The sequence below is a fragment of the Halomonas bluephagenesis genome, assembly GCF_054790765.1.
The window spans coordinates 195,835-218,750 of the sequence record NZ_CP133631.1 but is presented as its reverse complement, the minus strand read 5'-3'; the positions used below and the strand labels follow the sequence as shown (position 1 = coordinate 218,750).

Genomic DNA, 22,916 nt, shown 5'->3' with positions numbered 1-22,916 from the left:
CTTGTTTTTGGTGATTATACCTGACGCGGCTGGCGCAGCGTTTTGGCATGAGTGAAATAACCGCGCTGACGCATCAGCTCACGACGTAGGTCAGGGTGCGGGGTGAAGCGATCACGCCCATGTAGCCAGAAGTGATTGTTAATAAGTAGGAAGCTGCCGGTAGATACCGGAATCGATAGCTTATGTTGACTACCTTCCAGCGAATCAGAAAGATTGGCTAGCCAGTTACCTTCCTCAAAGTTCTTCGGCTGAACGAACTGGTCGATGTAAGACATGATCGGGCGACCCTCGGTATCCACATCGAACACGGGGTGGTAGATGTCGCGATCAACATTCTTACTGGGCGGCGCGGTCCAGCGCATGTTACGACGCGCCAGTGGGTGAGGGTAGAACGTGTCTAACCCTTCCCAGTCATCGAGGTGCAGCAGTAGTGAGTTGCCACCTTGCATGTTCTGTTCGTCGACTTTCATCATCAACACGTAGTCGGTGTCCTGTTCCACGAACGTACCGTCGTTATGCAGCTCCATAACACGGTGCGGTTGACGTAGGTAACTGTCTGAGTTGTCAACGTTCTTCACCACAAAACGCGCATAGTACTGGCCGCTCATGGCGTCGTAATTGGAGCGTCCCATTAGGTGAGACACTGCCGTGGCGAATATCACCATGTTGTCTGCCTGCTCGACCTGATCCAGCCCCTCTGGCGTGACCAGAAATGCACCCGTATCCCGATCCACCATGGTATCGATCAACACCGGTTGTAAGGTGTTCTTGCATAGGTCATCAAGAATCTTGGCCACCCGGAAGCGTAGGAAAGACTTATATTCCAGTGCCTGAACCGGCCATTCCGACACGGCGTCAAGAAACGCTTGCACTGTCTCTTTTGGGAAGCTCAGTTGCAGTAAGCGGTCCGACTGCGGTGAGCGGCCAAGGGTGAAACCATAATGCTGCTGTGCGGGGATAGTGGCTGGAGCGTTCATTGGACGCCTCTCTTTAGCAAAAGAATGAAAAAGAACCGAATTCAAAAACAACCTACGCTTAAAAAATATCTACATTTTTATATTTCGTCAACGTTTTGTGATTATTTCATTAAAAATATCCGGCGATGGCTTTTTTGCTCTTGATGGTTCTTTAATTAAAATTTTGATTTCTAATGAAAAGATGAGGTTTTGCCTGTTGGCGGCACCTTGGTGGACAGATCTTTGCTACCAAAGGCTTGATGCATGACGTGATTTGGGGCGCTTACTCTGAGGTGCAGCAAGCTCAATGAGGTGTAGTATTTAGATAAAAGATCACCAGCGACTAATTTTGATTTTAAGGAAAGCCCATGCCGAACCAGGAAACTTCTGTACTCGAGATCCACGCGACGCTGGTGGAAAAGATCAATTTTGCCTGCCACCAAAGTGCGTTTGCGGTGTTACGGGAATTACAGATTGAGAACCTGAATGAAGAGCAGACTCTCTCTGATCTTTCCATTGTGCTAGAAGCATCGCCCGCTTTTTTGAAGCAGAAGACCTGGACGGTGGATCGGCTGGCAGCGGGCGGGAGGCTGGCGCTAAAGGATCGGGATCTTGAGTTGGATGGAGGTTTCCTGTTGGGGCTGACGGAATCCATGCGCGGAATGGTGACGCTTAGCGTTCGTCAGGGTGAGGAGGTCTTGACGGAGCGGGCAATGCCGGTGGAGCTACTGGCCTGCAACGAGTGGGGTGGCGCTGGCTACATGCCTGAACTGCTGGCAGCGTTTTGTACCCCCAACGACCCTGCGGTAGATCGGTTGCTGGGTCAAGCCAGCCAGATTTTGCGTAAGGCTGGCAAGCCGGATCAAATCAATGGCTACGAGTCGGGCAGCCGCGAGCAGGTATGGCTCATGGCCTCGGCGATTTATACCGCCATGATTGGTATGCAGTTGGGCTATGCGATGCCGCCCGCCAGTTTCGAAAATAATGGCCAGAAAGTTCGCCTGCCCAACCAGATTGAAAGCGCCAAGGTAGCCACTTGCCTGGACACCACCTTACTGTTTGCAGCCGCTCTTGAGCAGGCCCAGTTGAACCCGTTGGTGGTGCTTACCAAGGGGCACGCGCTTGTGGGGCTATGGTTAGAAAAGGAGGATCTTGCCAGCGTGGTGGTTGATGAGGCGGAAACCTTACGCCAGCGGATCCCCCTGCAAGAACTCATCTTGATTGAAACGACCTTGACCACGCAGCATCCCGCCCCGCCTTTTTCCAAGGCGGTGGAGTCAGGGAATAAACAAGTGGCATTAGACAAGGACAGCGAGTTTATTGCGGCGGTGGATATCCGCCGAGCGCGTGCTCACCGTATCAATCCGATTAGCCTGACGTCTCAGCTGGAAAACGCTGTCAATGCGAGTGATGAAACCGCCACGTTCGAGCCGTTTTTAGAAGAGGCACCCAGCCTGCCTTCATCAACGGTGCATATAGAAGAGGACGTATTTGAGGATTCGCCTGGTGGTCGGTTAGAGCGTTGGCAGCGCAAACTTCTCGACCTCTCGGCACGCAACCCATTGCTTAACCAAAAGCCAAATAAAACCAGCTTGCCACTGGTTTGTGGAGACCCCGCTGCACTTGAAGATGTATTGGCCACCGGTGCGCGTATTTCTATTGCGCCGTTTCCGAGGCTTCAGGCTCAAGATCAGGATGAGGATATTCATCGCCAACGCACGGGTGAAGATCTTAAGGACGAATACTCACGTGATGCACTGGCTAAGAAACAGGTGTTGGTGGATCTCACTAAAGAAGAGCTAGAGAAGCGCTCGGTGGACATTTACCGCAGGGCGCAAACCTCCTTAAAAGAAGGAGGCTCTAATACGCTGTTTCTGGCGGTAGGTTTTTTGCTATGGAAGCCGAACGATAAAGGTAACCGTCGTTATCGTGCCCCGTTAATTCTGCTACCGGTCTCGCTTGAGCGTAAGTCGGTGCGTAGTGGCGTGAAGATGGTTGCTAGCGATGATGAGCCTAGGTTCAACACCACGCTGCTGGAACTATTGAAGAAAGATTTTGCTATCGAGATCAAAGGCCTTACTGGCGCATTGCCCGAAGATGAGAGTGGCGTCGATGTGGTCAGCATCTGGAACCGCGTACGTCATGCCATTAAGGATGTGCCTGGTTTTGAGGTGGTCGAAGACGTTGTGCTGGGACATTTCTCCTTCGCCAAGTACCTGATGTGGAAAGATCTGATGGATCGCTCGGAGGCGCTGAAGGAAAGCCCCGTAGTGAAACACCTACTAGATACGCCACGTGAACCCTACGAAAGCGATATTCGTTTTGTCGATGCCAAGGATATCGACCGCGAGTACACCCCCGCCGATTTATTGACGCCTTTACCGGTGGATTCGTCCCAAATGTCGGCGATTGCCACGGCGGATAGGGGCAAAGATTTTGTCATTATCGGGCCGCCAGGTACTGGTAAGAGCCAGACCATCGGCAATCTGATTGCCCATATGTTGGGCAAAGGTAAAAAAGTACTGTTTGTTTCCGAGAAAACTGCCGCGCTGGAAGTGGTGCACCGTCGCCTGAAAGATATTGGCCTGGGGCAGTTCTGTTTGGAGCTGCACTCCAATAAAGCGAAGAAAACGGATGTATTGGATCAGTTGCGTACTTCCTGGAATAGCGCTTCTCAATTATCAGTGAGTGACTGGAAGGCAGAGGGAGAGCGCCTTAAAACGCTGCGTGATCGTTTGAATCATGTCGTCAATGCCCTACATCAGCGCCGTGGTAACGGCCTAACGGCGCACTATGCCATGGGCATTAAAATACGCGATGCCGATTTAGCCGTGAAGGTGAAACTGAGCTGGCCCAGCGCTGACGCTCACGACGAAAAACAGCTGGAACAGCTGCACGAAATGGCTGAACTGTTGCGCGTGCAGGCGAGCGCCGTGGGGAATTTGGTCGATCATCCACTGCGTGCTGTCAGCAACCACGATTGGCGTCCCCAATGGCAGGAAGATGTGGTGAGCGTCGCGAGGCAGTTGCAGGTCAGTGCAGGAAAAATGAAGCAGGATGTGTCGGCACTGGAAAAGGCGCTGGGCGTTAGCTTAGGCACGCTAAATCTGGCCAAGCTTTCGGCTGTGGCGGAATGCGGCCAAGTGCTGCTAGATGCCTATCGCCAGCAAGCCTCTTTCGCCCTGGAACCCGATGCGCCGGATCGTCTTGATGCGCTGGAAGAAGCGGTTATACAGCTTAAAGCTTATATCGCTACCCAGGAAAAACTCAGCTGCACCTATGCACCACTGGCTTGGAAAAACCTGGATGCAGCGGCGCTAGGCACTGCCTGGAAAGCCGCCAACGAGACGTGGTGGCCCAAACGCTGGTTTGCCAAGCGTAGTGTGGTGAAGCAAATGCGTGAAGGGGGAGCCCAGGGTGCTCCAAATCCCGACAATGACATTCCAGTGCTGAAGCAGTTACGCGAAACGGGCGACAATATTGATCGCTTAGACGGTGTACTGAAAGGTTTGAGAGGCTGGGACGCTTACAATTCTGACCCCGAGGCCATGGACGCTTTGAAGCTACTGGGTAACCGTGCCCGAGTAGCTGTGGGTAAGCTGGCCGATGATGCAGAGTCGCTAGCGATGCTACGGGGCAAGATTCGCACACTGCTCTACGATGCCAACGATTTGCTGGCGCCGGAAGCGCCGGTAGGGCGGGTGATTAATGATGTTAAAGCAACGTTTGAGGCCTTCACGGCGCTCAAAAGTCAGTTTGAAGTGCTGATTGGCTCAACGCTGGATGAGCATTTATCTGCCGAAAAGCCCGCTTTGGAAGCATTGAGCGCTCAGTGCCAGGAAATTGTCGATCATCATATTTCTTTAAAAGACTGGTGTGCCTGGGTACGTCGCCGTTCCGAAGCGTTGGATTACCAGCTTGGGCCACTGGTAGAAGCGATAGAAAGTGGCAGCGTAGCGGCCGCTGAGATCGAAGAGGTCTTCGAGGCAGCTTATTGTACGTGGTGGTCGTCAGCACTGATTGGTGAAGATGATGTGCTACGTACGTTCTCATCCCCAGAGCATGAAGCCGCCATCCACAATTTCCGCGAGTTGGACACTCGGTTCAGCGAGCTAACGGCCCACTATATCGCGGCAAATTTGGCGGGCGGTATTCCGGATCAGGAGGGTATCCAGAAAAGCTCTTCCTGGGGCGTACTGCGCCACGAACTGCAGAAGAAAATGCGCCACAAGCCGGTTCGGGAAATGATGGAAACCATCCCGGATGCGATCACCTCCTTGGCTCCCTGTCTCATGATGTCACCGCTCTCTATTGCGCAGTTTCTTTCGCCAGGGCAGGCATTGTTTGATGTGGTGATTTTCGATGAGGCCTCTCAGATTACCGTGTGGGATGCGGTTGGATCACTCGCTCGCGGTAAGCAGGTCATTGTCGCGGGGGACCCAAAACAGATGCCGCCGACCAATTTCTTTGGCCGCTCTGATGATGACCCTGATGGCGATGTGGATGGGGAGGGCGACCTGGAGAGCATTCTGGACGAGCTAATGGGGGCCAGTATTCCTCAGCGGGTATTGAACCTGCATTACCGTTCACGCCGCGAGAGCTTAATCGCATTCTCTAACAGCCGTTACTACGACAACTCTTTGGTGACGTTCCCTGCTCCCGTGCACCCGGATAAAGGCGTTTCGCTCGTGCGTCCAGAAGGTTTTTATGCCCGTGGTAAAGCACGCCATAACCAGGGCGAGGCCAAAGCAATTGTGGCTGAAATCGTTCGGCGACTAACCTCCGACGATGAAGCGGTGCGTCGCCAGTCTATCGGTGTGGTGACCTTCAATACCGAACAGCAGAGCTTGATTGAAGACCTGCTCGATAAAGCGCGCGGAGAAGACCCTGGTATCGAGTGGGCATTCTCCGACGACGAGCTGGAGCCAGTGTTCGTGAAAAACTTAGAGACGGTGCAGGGGGACGAGCGAGACGTGATCCTCTTTAGCATCACCTACGGCCCAGACGAGGCGGGGCATGTCACCATGAACTTCGGCCCGCTAAACCGCAACGGCGGCGAGCGGCGATTAAACGTGGCCATGACCCGCGCCCGCTCTGAGATGATGGTGTTTTCCACTTTGTCGCCAGAGCGTATCGACCTATCCCGCACCGCAGCTCGCGCGGTGGCAGACCTGAAGCACTTCCTGGAATATGCCGAACGCGGTGCCTCGGCACTGGGCGCCGCCACTCATGGCTCAGTGGGTGACTTTGAGTCGCCGTTTGAGATTGCGGTTGCCAGAAGCCTGCAAGAAAAAGGCTGGGTCGTACATCCGCAAATCGGCGTTTCGGCCTACCGTATTGATATGGGCATTGTTCACCCGGATAAACCAGGCATCTACTTAGCGGGCATCGAGTGTGATGGCGCTATGTACCACAGCTCTGCGTATGCTCGTGAACGCGACAAGGTGCGCCAGGGGATGCTGGAAGGGCTAGGCTGGACACTATTTAGAGTATGGTCAACGGACTGGTGGACGAATCGAGCCAAGGCGATAGATGCATTGGATGCAGCCTTGTCGCAGCAGTTGGAAAAAGCTCGATCAAATAGCTGAGGCTTTTAAGATAGCAGAATAAGCTTCTCACAGAGCACTCTATCATTGAGAAGCTTATGCTAACTTAGTCATGACGACTTCTAAGGTGCTGCCCTATGTCTATCGAAATTTGGTTTGCCTTTGCGCTTGCATCCGTGGCCTTGCTCGCTATTCCTGGGCCGACGATTTTGACGGTTGTCAGCTACTCCATCGCCCAAGGCCGGCGGGCTAATATCCCACTTGTCGCAGCGGTTGCTCTAGGCGATTCCACGGCGCTGATTTTTTCGCTACTAGGCTTGGGTGCTGTTTTGGCTGTTTTGGCTGCTTCGGCGTTTTGGTTCACCGTTATTAAGTGGATCGGCGGTTTGTACCTGCTCTATATGGGAATAAAGCTGTTACGTGCTGGTATTTCATCGGTTCAGCCGGTAACACCCGCCGTATCAGGGGCGCGCTGGAAGCTGTTCACCAATACCTATTTGGTCACGGCACTGAACCCAAAGGGCATCATCTTTTTCGTCGCCTTTTTGCCGCAATTTGTTAACCCTGGTGCTAATGCGGGGCAGCAGTTGTGGATTTTGGCAGTCACGTTCGTGGCGTTAGCGACACTCAATGCCACGCTTTACGCGGTGTTCGCCACATCCGTGCGCAAGATGCTTACCTCGCGCCGCGCCCAGCGCCGTTTCAATGTCGTGGGGGGAACACTGCTCTCTTCGGCGGGTGTCTGGGCACTGCTGGCTAAGCGGCCTGCGTAATAGGCGTTTGGTGATTTTAGGCTGTCAGGAAACCGACGAATTAACCGTGATCAGGGATGCCGGCATTCACAATAAGTGGCGGCATCCCGCTCCTGCCCATGGTGAGACCAGAGCTAGACGACTAATTTCTAATGACGGCAGCAATCATTATCTGCTAGCTTTGAGGCTAAGTGGATTTTGATATTTGCAGGTTGTTGAATAAAAGTAAGCGGAGTCGGTTACTGCGATTAGACACCTTGCTAGAAGTCCGTTTTCGACCCTGAGCGGACATTCGGCCAACGCGGGATGCTGGTTCAGCACTGTAATGCTTCATGGAGGTAACGAATGAACAAAGATCAATTTATTGCGATTCTTAACAGGAATGGCAGCTTTCATGAAAAAGACCTGGAAGAGATCGATGTTAATTGGAGAGCAGCAAATGAAGCGGCTCTATCTGTAAGTGCAGCAATGCCGGGTATAGGTTTTCTTTCTGTTAAGCAGCGACTCAATGCTTTTTTCGCTGCATGCCGTCATTTCGACAAACTCATTGACGAAAGTGGTTTAACTGAAGAACAGGCTCAATTGGGGTTAAGTATTTTAAGGCTAATAAATAGTAAATTTAAGAAGGCAGTTGTCATGTTTGAAACACGGTCTAACAGGTTCGATGTTGCTGCTCGTGCTGATATGCCAAGAACTGCACGGCAGTGCCTTGATGTAATCCAATATACTGGCTACCAAAAATAAAAAGCATAACAAAGCCATCAATTTGACCGCTTTACGCTGTGCTCCAAGCGGCTAATTATGGCGGGCGTTATATCAACCAACGCTGAATGTCCTCTCTTGGCCGGACAACGACGGCCCAAAATAGGCCTTCGTTTATCCTCATCAAACTTCTGTCTGTTCTGCCATTTCCAACGCGTAATCAACCTCTATCCCTAGATACCTGACGGTGCTTTCCAGCTTCGTGTGACCCAGGAGCAGTTGCACTGCCCTAAAGTTTTTCGTGCGGCGGTATATCAGCGAAGCTTTTGTACGACGCATCGTGTGCGTGCCATACATTGACGGATCTAGACCTATTTCGGTGACCCAGGCTTTTACAATACGGGCATATTGGCGCGTTGAAAGATGCTTTGCGCTATTGATTCGGCTGGGAAACAGGAAGTCTTCGCTTCGGAGCTGAGCAAGCAGTATCCAGTCGATAATAGCGATTCGAGTTTGCTCGGTAATTTCGAACTGGACAGGCCGATGTGCCTTTTGCTGCATCACAATGGCTCGTGGAGATATGCACGCACCATGAGCTATATCCCGTACCCGTAAATTGACGAGATCGCAGCCCCGTAACTTGCTATCGATGGCTAAATTGAAGAGGGCAAGATCTCGTGTCTTTTTTTGCAAGTTGTAGCTGAACACGGATGGCCCAGATATCTCTAAGACGTAGAGGTGTCTTCTGCCCAACCAACTTGCCTTTATTCCAAGGTGTAAAGGAGATTTCTGTCGAGACGTTCATGGAATTTTCCTCCATCGGGTGGAGGTCAAAGAATGGATCAATTCGTGCACATCATGTGCTAAGGTTAATTTAAGGTCGGGGCTCGACCCTGAGCGGAAATTCTGGGAAATGCAGCAGGCGCGCGAGTTTTGGATATATAGCCTAATGGAAATTAATATCTGAAAGAATCATAGGCTTGGAAGAATCTGGCAGGCTGCATTTTCCGGAAAAAAGTGCCAGCACGTTGATTCAATAATAGAACGCGCCGTCTAATACGCTGTTGGGACTTAGAATGAATGGGCAAGACTTAAGTTGCGATGATGAAGTACTACAAAATGGAGACCTACTATGTCGTCAGGATCAGCGGGCGCGCCCATGCCAAAGGCGTCCCCAATGCATCAGTTTCGCATTCAAGTATTGGACGGCGCTGGCCAGGTGTTCTATGGAGTAACCATCAACTTATATGCTCGCGACGCATATCTCGGCGGGATCGAAGAGTCCGACGGAGAAGCCACAATCCGATATCCGGCTTCGTTGGGACCTGTGACAGTTCTAATCGAAGCTGATGGCTACGAAGCCCAGACGACAATTGGCGCAGATCGATCATCCCACACGTTCTCGTTGCCCACGTCGCGTCAGCGCGTTACGGGGGGAAAGCGCGAAGCCCGCTGCGCCGACGGTACCTCTGGTCAGCCTTGCGTTGTCTGCGCGGTCGGCAACTCTACTGTGCGAATTTGTGCATAGATGGCAATGGCTCGCGGAAACCGTGACTTTGACGTAAGCGTTCGAGACGCAGATGGGAGGCCGCTTCTCGGACCTCGAATCACGTTTAAGGTAAATGGCGAAGAAGTGGGGGAAGTTCCTATGGCAGAAGGGCATGGGAGCATCCGTGATCTACACCCTGATGACACACTAGAGATAAGCGCCTCGTACCGCCTGCATAGAACGCAGATCGCGAAGCCCGGAAAAGAACAAGCTAGTCACACCTTCACATTCAACACGGTGGCTGCCATGAGCAAGGGTGCGGAGAAGATGTTCGCCGCAATTTTCGGTGTGGCTTTTCTCATAACGATCCTCGTGATTGCGCTGATCGTTCCGAATCCGACGCCATTTCAGTATCAGGTATTCCGTATAGTCTTAGCGGTAGCCGTGGGGGGCTTTACTGGCACGTTTAGCGGATTCCTTGAAGTGCAGATCTCTGGATGGCTAAAGGCTGGCGGGGCACTTGCTGCTTTCGTCATTGTCTTCTTCTACAACCCTGCGGCGCTGGTCGCCGAGCCCCCTCCAGCGCGTCCGGCAGCCGTGTCATCGATTCTCGATAGCCATCCCCGAAGCCTGCCCCAACAAGGCGCTGCATCCGACGGCCAGCCCGCTACGCGGCCTGTCCGCGGCTGAGCGCACGCGTTAGGAATACACATGGAAGAATACTGGCAACAACTTGCAGGCCTTATCGTCGCCCCAACATTGGTAGTGGCGGCTGTCGCCTGGATACTCAAAACAGTTATTTCGCAAGGTTTTGCCCGAGATATTCAGCACTATAAAAGCGAGCTAGATCGTGCAAATTTCGAGCACCAGCAGCGATTTTCGACGATCCATCAACGGCAAGCAGAGGTGATAGCGAACTTGTATGGAAAAATCGCCAAGAGCAAATCTTCAGCTGCCGATCTTGTAGGCATCTTTCAGCAGGGTAGCCAGCCGCTCACTGAAAAAAAGAAGCGAACAGCCGAAATTTATAATGACATGAGTGCTTATTTTTACCAAAACCGGATATTCCTTCCCAATGATGCCGCTGACAAAGCTGAAACGCTGATAGGTACCTTGCGAGACGTTTTAATCGAGTTTGATACTGCGCAGATGGGGAACGAGGAGTATAAGTCGGACGAGACCGGTCTCTGGATGCAATCCTACAAACGTTTGCGCGAGGAGGTGCCGCCAGTGTTAAACGAACTGGGAAGTGAGTTTAAGAAGCTTTTGGGAGTGATCGAAAGTGATTCCTAACCACGCCATGCACCGGACGCCAAAACCTGTGGTTCGCGCCGGTTTTGTCACCGGTGATGGCGGGCGTTAAAGCGCTACATCAGTGACACCTAAAAGACCGCTTTTGGCCGATTTCAGACCTTCGATTAATCTGGCGAAGTTCATTAAATGCGTTAATCTTAAAACGTTAAGTTTCTAAATTAGGTATACATAACATTTTGGCACCTTCTGAGGCTGACTAGTCGGCTCTCGTTTTAAAGCTGTTTAGATTGCTAGGGGGCAAGTGTGGTCGAATCATTACGCGAGTTACTAACTGAGTTAGAGCAATTTGGCCAGGAAAACGATGCTGCCATTGCTGATCGCCCGCATCGTATGCTCAATATTACCCGTGATACGGGGGAGTTTCTTTCAGTACTCACCCAAGCCACGAACGCAAAACGAGTACTGGAGATTGGCACCTCTAATGGCTATTCCACGTTGTGGTTTGCCCAGGCAGCTCAGAAGATTTCCGGGCACGTTACGACAGTAGAACTTTCCGAATACAAGTTCGATCAGGCAGCCACGAATTTTGAGCGCTCGGGGCTTTCTGACTACATTACCCTGCTGCGATGTGACGCTGGCGAGCTGCTGAAAAGCATGGATGATTCTTCGTTCGATCTGCTTTTTCTCGACTCTAACCGTTCGGATTATTTGCAGTGGTGGCCAACTATCAAGCGAGTTCTGCGAGAGGGTGGGCTTCTTGTGGTAGATAACGCCATTTCTCATGCAGACGAAATGGCAGCTTTTATCGAACTGGTATCGGCAGACCTCGATTTCACCACGTGCACCGTACCCGTTGGCAAGGGTGAATTCCTGGCAACACGCTGTGGTGGTTAAAGGCAGCCCTTATCACGGCTTGGCTAAGCCTAGATGAAGATGAGAGAACACTATGTTTCCTGTATCAATAAAAGGTGTTTTGATCTTACCCTCTGACGAGGTGGTGCTGGCGCTCAATGATCGCAAGGAGTGGGAATTACCCGGTGGGCGTATTGAGATTGGAGAGAACTCTACCGATTGCTTGGCACGGGAATTTAAGGAAGAGCTTGGTATCGATGTTGAGGCAGTTAACCTTGTCGATACTTACCTATTTGAAGTGGTACCGGATAAATATGTGTTCATCGTCACTTATAGCTGTCGTTTGATTGGGCAATTTACCCCTGTAGTGAGTCACGAGCATCACAAGATTGAAACGTTCCCAATCGATGATTTACCTAATAATTTGCCCATAGGCTATGCGAAGTCTATTCACCGCGCGTGCTGCGGGCGTTAACTGGAGAGGCTTGCATGGATCAACACCTGGCAGATGAATTGGTCGGAATGATGCAGGAAGACCAGCGGGTGCTGCGGCAGCTCTTCGATTCAGGTGAGCTGCCCTCTGAGTCATACCATCCACGAATGAAATCACTGCATGAGCAGCACGCTGGCCGTCTGAAGGAGATCATTAGTAGTGACGGCTGGCCTGGTATGTCGCAAGTGGGGGAGGAAGCTGCCAAAGCTGCTTGGCTAGTCGCTCAGCATTCTGTTTCAGATCCTGAGTTTATGGCGAAATGCGTCGGCTTACTAGAAGATGCAGTTGCTAAGAAAGATGTGATGGGTTGGCAGTTGGCATTCCTTCAGGATCGAGTGCGTACTTTAACTGGCAAACTTCAGTACTACGGCACCCAGTTCGATGTTGATGAAAATGGATGGCCAATACCCTTTCCCATTGAAGATTCCGCTACGGTTAATGAACGCCGTGCGCGTCTCGGATTGAACTCCCTGGAGGAACGCCAGGAGCAAATGACAGAGCAAGCGCGGAAGCGCCGTGCCAATATTGAGCAAACCAATTAGCCAAACGTAGCACTCGGACGCTCTTGTATTCACTTCGCTCAGAGCGACGCGCGACGAAGCGCAAACGCCTTAATAAAGCACACCCCGCCGCACATCGAGCTAAACGAGCTCTTCACTTATTAAACGGTGAGGTCGTCGACGGTATCATCCAACTGGCGAAGTTCGTTATGTGGGTTAAGCTGAAATCGTTAAGTTTCTAATTTAGATGGAACCGACATTTTACGCGTTACCATCTTTCGAGGCCGACCCACCGGCTCGGATTGGTCGTCTGGCGCAGGCAGTTTTCTTACAACGCCTTGCCGCCGAATTCGACCAACATCTTCATAGAGCCAAGCGAAAAGGAACCTACGATGGCGACAAAACCTAAGGGTAATGGCGGCGGTAAGTCTACGGGGAGTGAGTCGCTCAACTCTGTGTCGTGCGGAGCCGAACAGCTGCTATTAGCGGCACTGGAACGGGGTAACCACTGCCTTGAAACAGGTCGTTTTCTCATCAGTTACCGAGACGGGATGTTAGAGGAGGGCATCAAAACACTCAAAGACCGAAAATTTCGAGTCGCCGACGCCCGTGACTTTGCAGATCAAGCAGTTAGCTTGGAAGATGCCGGTGACGCTGAAGTAATGGTGTTTCCTGAGATCGGCGTCGCGCTCGTGGGTGGCGATGCCCTACAACAGCATGGGATGAGCGTGAATGATGCTGTTTTAACGGAAGGCCCGATAGAAATTATCGAGCCTGAATATTTTGCCTTCTCGGAAAACTCGGAGTATCTGCGCGGCTTTTTGCGGGCAGCGAGCACCATTGCTCAGGATCTTGGCGTTGATCGTGGTGCGGGGGAAACCGAAGAAAATCTTGACGATGAAGTCATCGGGGCGACCTGGGGATTAGCTAAATGCAGGGTTCCACAAAATAGTTGGAGTGGCGCCGGTATTAAGGTCGCCGTGCTAGATACGGGAATGGATTGTGGGCACCCAGACTTTGCCGACAGACCCTTCGACAGCCGCTCATTCGTAGGGCAGCCGGTTCAAGATATCAATGGGCACGGAACCCATTGTATTGGCACCGCTTGTGGGCCCAGGGCCTCCTCAGGAAGCACTCCAGGTTATGGTGTCGCTTTCGATGCGCGGGTTTTCGTTGGCAAGGTGCTGACCAACTCAGGCAGCAGCACTGGCGCAGGGGTGCTAGCAGGAATGAATTGGGCGATTGCCAATCGATGCGAGGTTATCTCGATGTCCCTTGGTAGTCAGAGCCCAGCGCAGGCAGCCTACACCCATGCCGGCGCGGCGGCACTTCGCAATGAATGTCTTATTATCGCCGCCGCTGGTAATGCTTCGATGAAAACGGGGGCGCCTGCCAATTCGCCAACCATTATGTCTGTCGCATCGCTTGACCCAAACTTAAGGCCATCCAGTTTTTCAAATTTTGGTAAGGTCGACATTGCGGCACCGGGGCGGGATGTGTTCTCGTCATGGCCTCGGCCGGTTAACTTTAAAACGATTAGCGGAACCAGTATGGCAACACCACACGTTGCTGGCTGCGCGGCGCTTTGGGCTCAGTCCGACTCCTCGCTGCGCGGAATGAATCTCTGGCGGCGACTGCTGTCTTCAGCACGGAAACTGCCATTTCCCGACGCCCGCGTAGGGGCGGGGTTGGTTCAGGCGCCCTAATGTCGGCAGATTCTCGCTGGGCAGATAACCCACGCGGTCCTGCTCAGGGAACAGATTTCGAAGGTAAAATCGATGGAGAAAATAGAGCTCTGGATAGTGACGATTTCAAGCGATCAATCGATTAAGGAAATAGCCACGCGCTTGAGTGAAGAAGGCTTAACCATTAGGGATGTGCTTGAGGAAATTGGCTGCATTACAGGATCAGCAGATACTGCCACAGCTGATCGGCTGAAGGGCATTGAAGGCGTGGTGGATATTGCGCCGGATATACAGGTCGAAGTGGGGCCGCCAGGCTCCGAAGAGACTTGGTAAGCCAATTCACTACGATGTTCGGGCATGGGCAGGTGATCAAAAAAGGGGTGGCACAGGATTGTAACGGGTGGCTATGTGAAAGTTGTTTGGAGCGCCAAGGGGGGCGTGTGAGCGAATCATTAAGCGAGTTACTAACTGAGTTAGAGCAGTTTGGCCAACAAAACGATGCCGCCGTTTCTGATCGCCCGCATCGTATGCTCAATATTACCCGTGATACGGGGGAGTTTCTTTCAGTACTCACCCAAGCCACGAACGCAAAACGAGTACTGGAAATTGGTACCTCTAATGGCTATTCCACGTTGTGGTTTGCCCAGGCAGCTCAGAAGATTTCCGGGCACGTCACGACAGTAGAGCTTTCCGAATACAAGTTCGATCTGGCAGCCACGAATTTTGAGCGCTCGGGGCTTTCTGACTATATTACCCCGCTGCAATGTAATGCTGGCAAGTTGCTGGAAAGCGTGGACGATTCTTCATTCGATCTGCTCTTTCTCGATTCTAACCGTTCTGAGTATGTGCAGTGGTGGTCGAATATTAAGCGGGTCTTGAGAGAAGGTGGGCTTCTTGTGGTGGATAACGCCACTTCTCATGCCGATGAAATGGCTAGTTTTATGGCGCTGGTGTCGGCAGACCCAGATTTCACCACTTGTACCGTCCCTGTTGGTAAGGGGGAGTTTCTGGCAACGCGCTGTTTTGGTTTTTCCGCCTGTCGAGGTGGTGCTGGCGCTCAATGACCGCAATGAGTGGGAAGTGCCCGGTGGGCGTATTGAGATAATTGGGGCAGTTAATTCAAGCGCTAAATTGGTATGTGTTGAATGGTCGCTCCTAGCCGAACCATGAACTTTCCTTCATATTAACAATGGATCAGTTAAAGAACCGCTAGCGTTCATATGTTAGCCATCATAGTAGCGATAGCCCTTAAGCGAGAGGAATGCACCAATGACAGGGACTACTAAACCATCAACGATTGAACTGTTGAGCGACAACCGGGTAAAGGTGATCTTAGTCATCGCCATTATTGCGGTGGTCTGGGCTATCGTCGCGCACACTATCGCAGGGTCGCGACAAGACAGTAAGGAAGCGCTCGAAGCGCGCTTGGCCGAAACTGAGCGAGAGCATCAGCAGATTCAGGCGCAGATGTCTGATGTTGAAGCCGCGGAGCTTGACCTAGCAACCTTACAGCAGAGAATGAACGCCCTTGAGGCTGAGCAGGCCGAGGCTGAGGCCGAACGTGCTTCAACGCGAGCAGACATCGCCAATGCTGAAGAAGATTTGAGCGCTTTACGGGGTGAGCGTGAATCTCGCGAAGAAGAGGTTGCCACCCTAGATGAGCAAGTAGACGAAAAGCAGGGCCGCTTAGAAGAATTGAATGAAACATACGCCGAGGTAGATGCGGATAAAAAAGAGGCTGAAGCAGCCCGCGATGCCGCTCAACAGTCGCAAGAAGATGCAGAAGAGGCTCCGAGGCAGGCTGAAGAAGACCTTGAGGCGCTCAACACTGAACTTGAAGAGGCCAATACCCAGCTTGCCGCGGTCGGTGAGCAGGTAAGTGACTTAGAAAAAACGCGTGATGCGCTTACCATTGAAATCACTTCGCTCAGAGTGATGCGCGACGAAGCGCAAACGCCCTAACAATTTAGACGCTATAACAACTCTTCCTCGCCGCGCATCAGTGAAACGATCTCCCCACTTATTAAACGGGGAGATCGTCGACGGTATCTACCACTGCGGCATACAGATCTCGCGTTGACGCTAACGCCCCCTCATGAACCGCTTTAGCTGACAACGTCTTGCCTTGGTCAGCCTGAAGCGAGCGGGTAGCGGTCGCACTGGCAACTACTGTCACTTCAAACCCAAGGTTGAATGCACCGTGGGCAGTGGAGTTGACACACATATGGGTCATGAAACCAGCCAGCACCAGTTTGTTGCAGCCGGCCTTTTTCAACTGTGCTTCAAGATCGGTCTGAACGAAGGAGTTGGGAAACGATTTAATGATAACTGGCTCGCCGTCTATCGGCTTTACTATATCCGCGATCTGCCCTATGGGTGCTTTGATATCGTAAGGCGATCCTTCACCACTATCATGCTGAATATGAATGATCGGAATGCCTGCTCCGCGCGCTTTTTCGAGGAGCTTTTTGGCTTCTAGCAGGGCTTCTTCTACGCCTTCTAACTGCATGACGCCTTCCCGGTAGGTGTTTTGGCAGTCGATAAGGATTAATGCAGACTCAGAAAGCTTGCTAGGGGTGAGTTCAAGCCCTGAAAGTTCACGTAATGTGACAAGTGTGGTCATTAATAACTCCTTGATGCTATTGATTGTTGTTTAAAAGAGAGCGGCGTCAGGGTAATAACGACAGGCTTATGGCCACAGTCGATGATACAGGTCACAGCGTACATGGGTTCGTTATTCAATATCGGCTAATTTAATTAGCCATTTGTCGATAGGGAGGTTGATCACTTTTTGAGGATGACGTAGATGACTATGACTCAACAAACGTTACTATTGCTTCTGGCGGATTCGGTACTGGTTCTCCATGTGCTGTTTGTGGCGTTTGTCGTCTTTAGCTTGGTGGCTATCTATGTAGGGTATTTTCTGCAATGGAAGTGGGTACGCCATCGGACATTCCGTGTCATTCATTTGTGTGCCATTGGCTATGTGGTCGTGCAGGCGTGGCTTGGTATCGTTTGTCCACTAACCACGTGGGAAATGGCGCTACGGGCCAAGGCTGGGGCGGGTACTTATGCGGGCTCTTTTATTCAATACTGGCTGCAGAGCCTGCTCTATTTCACTTTGCCAGAGTGGGTGTTTATCGTAGCTTACACCCTGTTTGGTAGCTTGGTGCTGGCCAGTTGGTTTGTCGTGCGGCCAAATGCGCGCTTCCGTTAATACGCCTATGAAGCTCAAATGCTATTATTTTTCCACTAACTAAAGCTAACTCTAAGGATGGATCAAAATGCTTACACTAATTATTGTTTTGGTAATCGTCGCCGTTATCGTTTTTTACGTCGTCGGTATCTATAACCGGCTTGTTTCGTTGAAAAATCGCTTTGAGAACGCCTTTGCTCAAATTGAAGTACAACTAAAGCGGCGACACGACCTAATTCCTAACTTGGTAGAGACTGCCAAGGGCTACCTCAGCCATGAACGGGAAACGCTGCAATCCGTTATCGAGGCCCGCAATACAGCCGCTGCGGGGCTAAAGGCGGCAGCAGCAAACCCTGGTAGCGCCAAAGCAATTGCTGACCTTGGTGGTGCTGAAGGTGCGCTAACTCAGGCGATGGGACGGCTCAATGTGGTCATGGAAGCTTACCCAGACCTGAAAGCCTCGCAAAATATGATGCAGCTGTCAGAAGAGCTCACCAGCACGGAAAACAAGGTGGCTTTTGCGCGTCAGTCATTTAACGATGCGGTGATGCACTACAACACTTATCGGCAGAGCTTCCCCCCAGTGGCGGTGGCTGGCATGTTTGGGCATGGTCAAGATGCTTCGCTGCTAGAGTTTGAAGACAGCGCTCAGATCCAGGTGGCACCGAAGGTATCGTTCTAAGTTATTGCGCAGGAGCGAGAAGTACATGGATTTTTTTACTGCTCAGGAACATGCCCGGCGCAAAACCTGGCATCTGGTTGTCTTGTTAGTGCTGGCAGTGTTAGCGCTGATTGTTGTGACTTCGCTGGCGATCTCTATTGCGCTTCATTTGATGAACGGGGGGCAATCGGGCGCACAAACCAGTCTTTCAACTCAAGGGATGTGGTCTGCATTATCGGTTGAGCTTATCGCTGGCGTTGCTATTGCGGTGCTGGCTGTTGTGGTGCTAGGCGGTTTATTCAAACAACGTCAGTTAAGTGGTGGTGGTCGAGCAGTCGCTGAAGCGCTTGGTGGACGTGAGATTAATCTAAATACCCACGATGCTGATGAGCGGCGCATTCTCAATGTGGTTGAAGAGATGGCGATTGCATCGGGCACGTCGGTGCCTTCCGTTTATGTCGTTGAAGAGGAGAGTATTAATGCCTTCGCGGCTGGCCATCAACCGAATAATGCGGTGATTGGCATTACCCGTGGCACCATCCGTAATTTGACACGGGAAGAGCTTCAAGGAGTTGTGGCCCATGAGTTTAGTCATATTCTGCACGGCGATATGCGGCTGAACATACGCCTAGTCAGTGTGCTGCACGGCATTCTGTTGATTGGTCTATTAGGCGGTATGTTGCTACGCAGTATGCGTTTTCGACGGGTGGGCGGCAATAAGCGCGATAACTCAGCTGCGGTTATTTTGGGCTTGGGGGCGGCGCTAATGGTGGTCGGCTATGCGGGCACTTTCTTTGGCAATCTCATTAAGTCAGCGGTCAGTCGTCAGCGCGAATATTTGGCGGATGCTTCAGCGGTACAATTCACCCGTAACCCTCATGGCATAGGTAATGCGCTGGTCAAGATTGGCTCGCATACCCAGGGCTCTTACTTGAAAGCGCCGCAGGCAGCGGAATTCAGCCATCTGTTTTTCGGCCAGGGCATAAAGCTGGGGTTTACTCGTATGATGGCAACCCACCCGCCACTTAAAAATCGTATTCAGCGGGTAATGCCAGACTGGGATGGCCGCTTTGAGGTTCGCTGGCCCCCGCAGCACAATGATCATGACGCCCATGGTTCAGTAGATAGTGAAGGTGGCAGTGACGACCGTTCTGATGCGAAGCTAAGCAGAGGGACGTTGACTGCTGTATTAACCGCAGCTTCTGCTCAAACGGCCATTAACGCTATTGGTCAGCCCAGTCAGCGTCATTTTGCACAGGCCAGAGCAACAATAGAGGCATTGCCAGAACGGATTAGAACCGCTGCCCATGAACCCTATACCGCCCGTGCATTAATCTATGCGCTGCTGCTAAGCGATGAACACTCAGTTCGTGAGCAGCAGTTAGAGGCATTGCAACAAATTGCCTTGCCAGATGTTTATCGAGCGCTGATGGATATTGGCCCCGAGGTATTGAGGCTGAATATCGAGTTACGTCTACCATTGGTTGAATTGGCACTACCAGCATTAAAGTCGCTTTCCGTAAAACAAGCTCAGCACTTTCGTCTCTGTATGGAGCGGTTGATCAACGCGGATGGCCACGTCAGCTTGTTTGAATGGACGCTGTATCAACTGCTGCTGAACAATCTGGGCGAAAAGAACAGCGGGCTCTCTCATCTTAAACTCAGCGATTTGCAGCCAGAATGCCAGCGTCTACTCAATGTGTTAGCGGCGGCGGGGCAAGATAATTCTGACGAGATTAGTGCAGCGCTTAACGCAGCGGAAAGTGAGCTGCCGTTCGCATTGTCTGCCATTGACGAAGTAAGTGATATGCAGGCATTAAGCTTGGCCGTGGAACGTTTACGGCGCTTGAAGCCGCTGCATAAGCCCGTTCTTCTGCAAGCCATGGCGCGTTGCATTGAGCATAGCGGACATATTCGACCAGCCGAAGCTGAGTTGTTCCGGGTAATGGCAGATATTCTCGATTGCCCGATGCCGCCACTGTTGTCGGATGAGCTGTAAAGTAGTGAGAGTAGTGCTTGAAGGTTAAGGTCTATAAGAAAAGTGATAACCAATATCGATGACTGAAATTACGTATATCTTATTATTATCATTGCTGGCTGGGGCGGCGATGCCCCCGGGGGCGTTGCTCGCTAGACTTGATCTTGTGCATCCTTACTTCTTGGGTACTTCGTGGCGGCATTTCATCGTTGCTTTTGGCGGGGGTGCGCTTATATCGGCAGTCGCTTTGGTGCTAGTTCCTGAGGGGGCGAGCAAGCTGTCTCCTTTATTGGCCGCGGTGTGCTTTGCCGCTGGAGGGGTGTGCTTTTATCTTTTGGATACTTTCTTAAGTAGGCTGAACAGCTCTGTTGGTCAACTGGTTGCGATGCTTTCTGATTTTGTTCCAGAAGCCATTGCTTTAGGCGCAGCCTTCGCCGCTGGAGGAAGCGCTGGCTTATTGCTGGCGCTGCTAATGATTCTACAAAACCTACCTGAAGGGTTTAATGCTTTTGAGGAGTTAAGCAGTAACTCTCAACTCTCATCAAATAAAATCGTGCTAGCTTTTAGTGGTTTAGCGTTAGTGGGGCCTGCATCGGCTGCCACAGGGTATTACTTGCTGTCTCAGTATGATGAGTTGATGGGCGCTTTAATGCTGTTCGCCAGTGCGGGAATTCTTTACTTAGTTTTCCAGGATATTGCACCAGAATCTAAGCTTGCACATCATAGTATGCCCGCAGTAGGTGCAGTTACTGGCTTCTTGCTTGGTTTGGTCGGCAATATGATGATTGCAGGTGGCTAATAAAGTCAGCTATAAACCGTGATCAATTAGGAGGAGCTCAACCGTCTCCAGCAACTTATTTGTCAGCGCTGAGTAAGAACAGCGCACTCATAGACTTCCCTTCAGCCCGGCTTTTTCCTGGCTCCGGTACTTTTCCTCTTCGCATAGCTTTTTCTCGACTTACCAGTACGTTTTACCTGCCCACCGGCCTCACCTTGGGCGGTCTGCAGGCTCTGCCTGAGCTTGGCCGCATCGCTGTGGGTGAGCAGGCCACGTAGATCATCCAAGAGTGCTTGCTGAAATGCGCCGGGGTCATCCTGCTGTTCTGAGATCGCCCTAAGCCGCTGTTCCCAAAGCGCAGTGCGTTCTGGCGTGCTTACGGCGCTTGGCAAGGCGGCAATCAGCGCACAGCCGAGTTTAGTGGCACGCAGGGCTTTTTGCTGACGTACCAAGTAGCCACGCTGCACCAGCGTTTCAATAATACCTGCACGGGTTGCTTCGGTGCCAAGGCCGTCGGTGTCACGTAGCGTACGGCGCACGTTAGGGTCATCCACGTAGCGGCCAATGTTCATCATCGCTTTAATTAAACTGGCATCAGTGAACGGCTCTGGCGGGCGAGTTTCTTTCTCCTCAACGCCTGCGCCAAGCGCTTGGCAGGCTTCCCCCTGAGTGAGCGGCGGTAGCGGGGGAGTTTCGTCGCGAGTGGTGAAGAGTGGCTTCCAACCGTGATCAAGAATGCTCTGGCCGCGGGCACGGAAAGCTTCATCTAGCAGGGTGAACTCTGCTTTCACCTCAAAGGTGCGCAGCGGCCGATAAAACTGCGCCATCACATTGCGCACAATTAACCGAAATACATGGCCTTCAGTGGCGGCAAGTTGGCTAAAGTCTGCGGGCTTGCCGGTGGGCGCTAGGGCATGGTGCGCGCCTACCTGTTTGTCGTTCCAGGCTTTTGAGCGCAGGGTAAAGTCAGCACCACCCAGCCACTGACGCAGCGTGTCATCGTTTTGGCAGGCGCTGCTCAAGCTACGCTGGGCCAGCGCTAGATGCTCTTCGGGCAGGTAGCGGCAGTCGGAGCGAGGGTAGGTGATTAACTTGTGCTGTTCATAAAGCCGCTGGCAAATATCCAGCACCATCTGTGCGGAAAGCCCATGGCGGCGCGCGGCATCTACTTGTAACGCGGAGAGCGAATAGGGTAGTGGCGGCGCTTGTCGCTTTTCCTGTTGATCGAGGGTGGTTAGGGTGCCCCGTGCGCCAGGAAGCTGTGCTGCTAAGGCATCGGCGGGGGTGCGATCGATCAGCCGCCCTTGCTCATCTAAGGGCTGGTGCTCTTTGGGTGCCCACCAGGCGCGCAGCTGACCTTGTGCCACCTGTAAATCCACCCATAGCGGGTAGAACGGGTGAGGCTTGAAATCACGAATGGCATTGTCGCGGCGCACGATCAGCCCCAGTACAGGGGTTTGCACACGGCCAACGGAAAGCACGCCGTCATGCCCTGCTTGGCGGCCGGTTAGCGTCCAGGCGCGGGTTAAGTTAATGCCGTAAAGCCAGTCAGCACGCGAGCGCGCCTGTGCCGCTTGAAACAGCGGCTGGTATTCCATATTGGAGCGAAGCTTGGCAAGTGCACGGCTCACGGCGGGTTTGTTAAGGTCACTGATCAGCAGCCTCTGAACAGGGCCGCGATACTTCATGTACTCAATTACTTCCTGCACCAGTAGTTGGCCTTCGCGGTCTGGATCGCCAGCGTGCACAACGCTGGTAGCCTGCTTAATCAGCTTGCGAATCACTGCCAGTTGCCCTCGCGCCTTAGGGCGCGGCATTAGTTTCCACTGCTGCGGCACAATGGGCAGCCGGTCTAGTCGCCACAGTTTATCAGCAGGGTCGTAAGCCTCGGGCGGGGCCTGTTCTAGCAAATGGCCTAGGCACCAAGTGACGGTGGTGTCGCCGCAGATCATAGCGCCATCCTGGCGTTTTGCACTGCCGGGCAACGCGTCGGCTATGGCCCGTGCAAGGCTGGGTTTCTCGGCGATAATCAAGCGCATACAGTGTCTGACCCTGACGTCTGGAAACAACAAGT

The 22,916-nt window shown here is 52.2% G+C and carries 20 protein-coding genes; 16 read left to right on the top strand and 4 right to left on the bottom strand.

The genetic code is table 11. The features are described 5' to 3' along the window. Window positions 1–14: 14 nt before the first annotated feature. The gene (gene glaH, locus REH51_RS01050; RefSeq protein ID WP_009724588.1) at window positions 15–977 is read right to left on the bottom strand and encodes a glutarate dioxygenase GlaH; all 963 of its coding nucleotides are present in this window, start codon (window positions 975–977) and stop codon (window positions 15–17) included. A 347-nt stretch (window positions 978–1,324) separates the two neighbouring features. On the opposite strand from glaH, the gene proA reads away from it, so the two are divergent. From proA to REH51_RS01035, 3 genes are all read left to right on the top strand, one after another. Then, window positions 1,325–6,544, top strand: coding sequence for an anti-phage protein ProA (gene proA / locus REH51_RS01045; RefSeq protein WP_009724589.1), 5,220 nt, complete (start codon window positions 1,325–1,327; stop codon window positions 6,542–6,544). Between the two features lie 95 nt (window positions 6,545–6,639). After that, window positions 6,640–7,275 (top strand): LysE family translocator, encoded by a 636-nt coding sequence (locus REH51_RS01040; RefSeq protein ID WP_009724590.1) that lies wholly within the window; start codon window positions 6,640–6,642, stop codon window positions 7,273–7,275. A gap of 324 nt (window positions 7,276–7,599) precedes the next feature. Further along, window positions 7,600–7,998 (top strand): hypothetical protein, encoded by a 399-nt coding sequence (locus REH51_RS01035; RefSeq protein ID WP_009724591.1) that lies wholly within the window; start codon window positions 7,600–7,602, stop codon window positions 7,996–7,998. Between the two features lie 141 nt (window positions 7,999–8,139). On the opposite strand, the gene REH51_RS01030 is transcribed toward REH51_RS01035, so the two are convergent. Next, window positions 8,140–8,664: a tyrosine-type recombinase/integrase gene (locus tag REH51_RS01030; protein WP_234667760.1), complete on the bottom strand. Its 525-nt coding sequence runs from the start codon at window positions 8,662–8,664 to the stop codon at window positions 8,140–8,142. Between the two features lie 940 nt (window positions 8,665–9,604). Here REH51_RS01030 and REH51_RS01025 point away from each other — a divergent pair. From REH51_RS01025 to REH51_RS00985, 9 genes are all read left to right on the top strand, one after another. Beyond that, complete coding sequence (locus tag REH51_RS01025) at window positions 9,605–10,135, top strand: hypothetical protein (protein ID WP_143759790.1); 531 nt, start codon at window positions 9,605–9,607, stop codon at window positions 10,133–10,135. Window positions 10,136–10,156: 21 nt separating this feature from the next. After that, complete coding sequence (locus tag REH51_RS01020; RefSeq protein WP_009724595.1) at window positions 10,157–10,738, top strand: hypothetical protein; 582 nt, start codon at window positions 10,157–10,159, stop codon at window positions 10,736–10,738. A 264-nt stretch (window positions 10,739–11,002) separates the two neighbouring features. Next, a complete protein-coding gene (locus REH51_RS01015) occupies window positions 11,003–11,593 on the top strand; it encodes an O-methyltransferase (protein ID WP_009724596.1) in 591 nt (196 codons plus the stop codon). Window positions 11,594–11,672: 79 nt separating this feature from the next. After that, window positions 11,673–12,026, top strand: a complete 354-nt coding sequence (locus REH51_RS01010; RefSeq protein WP_498936648.1) for an NUDIX hydrolase — start codon at window positions 11,673–11,675, stop codon at window positions 12,024–12,026. A gap of 14 nt (window positions 12,027–12,040) precedes the next feature. Then, complete coding sequence (locus REH51_RS01005) at window positions 12,041–12,586, top strand: DUF6624 domain-containing protein (protein ID WP_009724598.1); 546 nt, start codon at window positions 12,041–12,043, stop codon at window positions 12,584–12,586. A 350-nt stretch (window positions 12,587–12,936) separates the two neighbouring features. Next, window positions 12,937–14,250: a S8 family serine peptidase gene (locus REH51_RS01000; protein WP_009724599.1), complete on the top strand. Its 1,314-nt coding sequence runs from the start codon at window positions 12,937–12,939 to the stop codon at window positions 14,248–14,250. A 72-nt stretch (window positions 14,251–14,322) separates the two neighbouring features. Then, window positions 14,323–14,562: a hypothetical protein gene (locus REH51_RS00995; protein WP_009724600.1), complete on the top strand. Its 240-nt coding sequence runs from the start codon at window positions 14,323–14,325 to the stop codon at window positions 14,560–14,562. A 107-nt stretch (window positions 14,563–14,669) separates the two neighbouring features. Beyond that, window positions 14,670–15,293: an O-methyltransferase gene (locus tag REH51_RS00990; protein ID WP_039869788.1), complete on the top strand. Its 624-nt coding sequence runs from the start codon at window positions 14,670–14,672 to the stop codon at window positions 15,291–15,293. A 205-nt stretch (window positions 15,294–15,498) separates the two neighbouring features. Continuing rightward, complete coding sequence (locus REH51_RS00985) at window positions 15,499–16,191, top strand: hypothetical protein (RefSeq protein WP_498936646.1); 693 nt, start codon at window positions 15,499–15,501, stop codon at window positions 16,189–16,191. Between the two features lie 61 nt (window positions 16,192–16,252). Here REH51_RS00985 and REH51_RS00980 read toward each other — a convergent pair whose 3' ends face one another. Continuing rightward, window positions 16,253–16,852 carry a cysteine hydrolase family protein gene (locus REH51_RS00980; protein ID WP_009724604.1) on the bottom strand — a complete coding sequence of 200 codons (600 nt, stop codon included), beginning with the start codon at window positions 16,850–16,852 and terminating at the stop codon, window positions 16,253–16,255. A 183-nt stretch (window positions 16,853–17,035) separates the two neighbouring features. Here REH51_RS00980 and REH51_RS00975 point away from each other — a divergent pair, with 183 nt between their 5' ends. From REH51_RS00975 to REH51_RS00960, 4 genes are all read left to right on the top strand, one after another. Next, the gene (locus REH51_RS00975; protein WP_009724605.1) at window positions 17,036–17,446 is read left to right on the top strand and encodes a DUF2784 domain-containing protein; all 411 of its coding nucleotides are present in this window, start codon (window positions 17,036–17,038) and stop codon (window positions 17,444–17,446) included. 67 nt (window positions 17,447–17,513) lie between these two features. After that, complete coding sequence (locus tag REH51_RS00970; RefSeq protein WP_009724606.1) at window positions 17,514–18,107, top strand: LemA family protein; 594 nt, start codon at window positions 17,514–17,516, stop codon at window positions 18,105–18,107. A gap of 25 nt (window positions 18,108–18,132) precedes the next feature. Continuing rightward, window positions 18,133–20,085, top strand: a complete 1,953-nt coding sequence (locus REH51_RS00965) for a M48 family metallopeptidase (RefSeq protein WP_009724607.1) — start codon at window positions 18,133–18,135, stop codon at window positions 20,083–20,085. Window positions 20,086–20,143: 58 nt separating this feature from the next. Next, the gene (locus REH51_RS00960; protein WP_498936644.1) at window positions 20,144–20,863 is read left to right on the top strand and encodes a ZIP family metal transporter; all 720 of its coding nucleotides are present in this window, start codon (window positions 20,144–20,146) and stop codon (window positions 20,861–20,863) included. A 101-nt stretch (window positions 20,864–20,964) separates the two neighbouring features. Here REH51_RS00960 and REH51_RS00955 read toward each other — a convergent pair whose 3' ends face one another. Further along, window positions 20,965–22,881: a DNA topoisomerase III gene (locus REH51_RS00955; RefSeq protein ID WP_009724609.1), complete on the bottom strand. Its 1,917-nt coding sequence runs from the start codon at window positions 22,879–22,881 to the stop codon at window positions 20,965–20,967. Window positions 22,882–22,916 lie beyond the last annotated feature (35 nt).

What these genes read in the sequence shown, in the direction of transcription:
- glaH (WP_009724588.1), bottom strand. Translation starts at nt 977, where the DNA reads ATGAACGCTCCAGCCACTATCCCCGCACAGCAGCATTATGGTTTCACC.
- proA (WP_009724589.1), top strand. Translation starts at nt 1,325, where the DNA reads ATGCCGAACCAGGAAACTTCTGTACTCGAGATCCACGCGACGCTGGTG.
- REH51_RS01040 (WP_009724590.1), top strand. Translation starts at nt 6,640, where the DNA reads ATGTCTATCGAAATTTGGTTTGCCTTTGCGCTTGCATCCGTGGCCTTG.
- REH51_RS01035 (WP_009724591.1), top strand. Translation starts at nt 7,600, where the DNA reads ATGAACAAAGATCAATTTATTGCGATTCTTAACAGGAATGGCAGCTTT.
- REH51_RS01025 (WP_143759790.1), top strand. Translation starts at nt 9,605, where the DNA reads ATGGCAGAAGGGCATGGGAGCATCCGTGATCTACACCCTGATGACACA.
- REH51_RS01020 (WP_009724595.1), top strand. Translation starts at nt 10,157, where the DNA reads ATGGAAGAATACTGGCAACAACTTGCAGGCCTTATCGTCGCCCCAACA.
- REH51_RS01005 (WP_009724598.1), top strand. Translation starts at nt 12,041, where the DNA reads ATGGATCAACACCTGGCAGATGAATTGGTCGGAATGATGCAGGAAGAC.
- REH51_RS01000 (WP_009724599.1), top strand. Translation starts at nt 12,937, where the DNA reads ATGGCGACAAAACCTAAGGGTAATGGCGGCGGTAAGTCTACGGGGAGT.
- REH51_RS00995 (WP_009724600.1), top strand. Translation starts at nt 14,323, where the DNA reads ATGGAGAAAATAGAGCTCTGGATAGTGACGATTTCAAGCGATCAATCG.
- REH51_RS00985 (WP_498936646.1), top strand. Translation starts at nt 15,499, where the DNA reads ATGACAGGGACTACTAAACCATCAACGATTGAACTGTTGAGCGACAAC.
- REH51_RS00980 (WP_009724604.1), bottom strand. Translation starts at nt 16,852, where the DNA reads ATGACCACACTTGTCACATTACGTGAACTTTCAGGGCTTGAACTCACC.
- REH51_RS00975 (WP_009724605.1), top strand. Translation starts at nt 17,036, where the DNA reads ATGACTATGACTCAACAAACGTTACTATTGCTTCTGGCGGATTCGGTA.
- REH51_RS00970 (WP_009724606.1), top strand. Translation starts at nt 17,514, where the DNA reads ATGCTTACACTAATTATTGTTTTGGTAATCGTCGCCGTTATCGTTTTT.
- REH51_RS00965 (WP_009724607.1), top strand. Translation starts at nt 18,133, where the DNA reads ATGGATTTTTTTACTGCTCAGGAACATGCCCGGCGCAAAACCTGGCAT.
- REH51_RS00960 (WP_498936644.1), top strand. Translation starts at nt 20,144, where the DNA reads ATGACTGAAATTACGTATATCTTATTATTATCATTGCTGGCTGGGGCG.
- REH51_RS00955 (WP_009724609.1), bottom strand. Translation starts at nt 22,881, where the DNA reads ATGCGCTTGATTATCGCCGAGAAACCCAGCCTTGCACGGGCCATAGCC.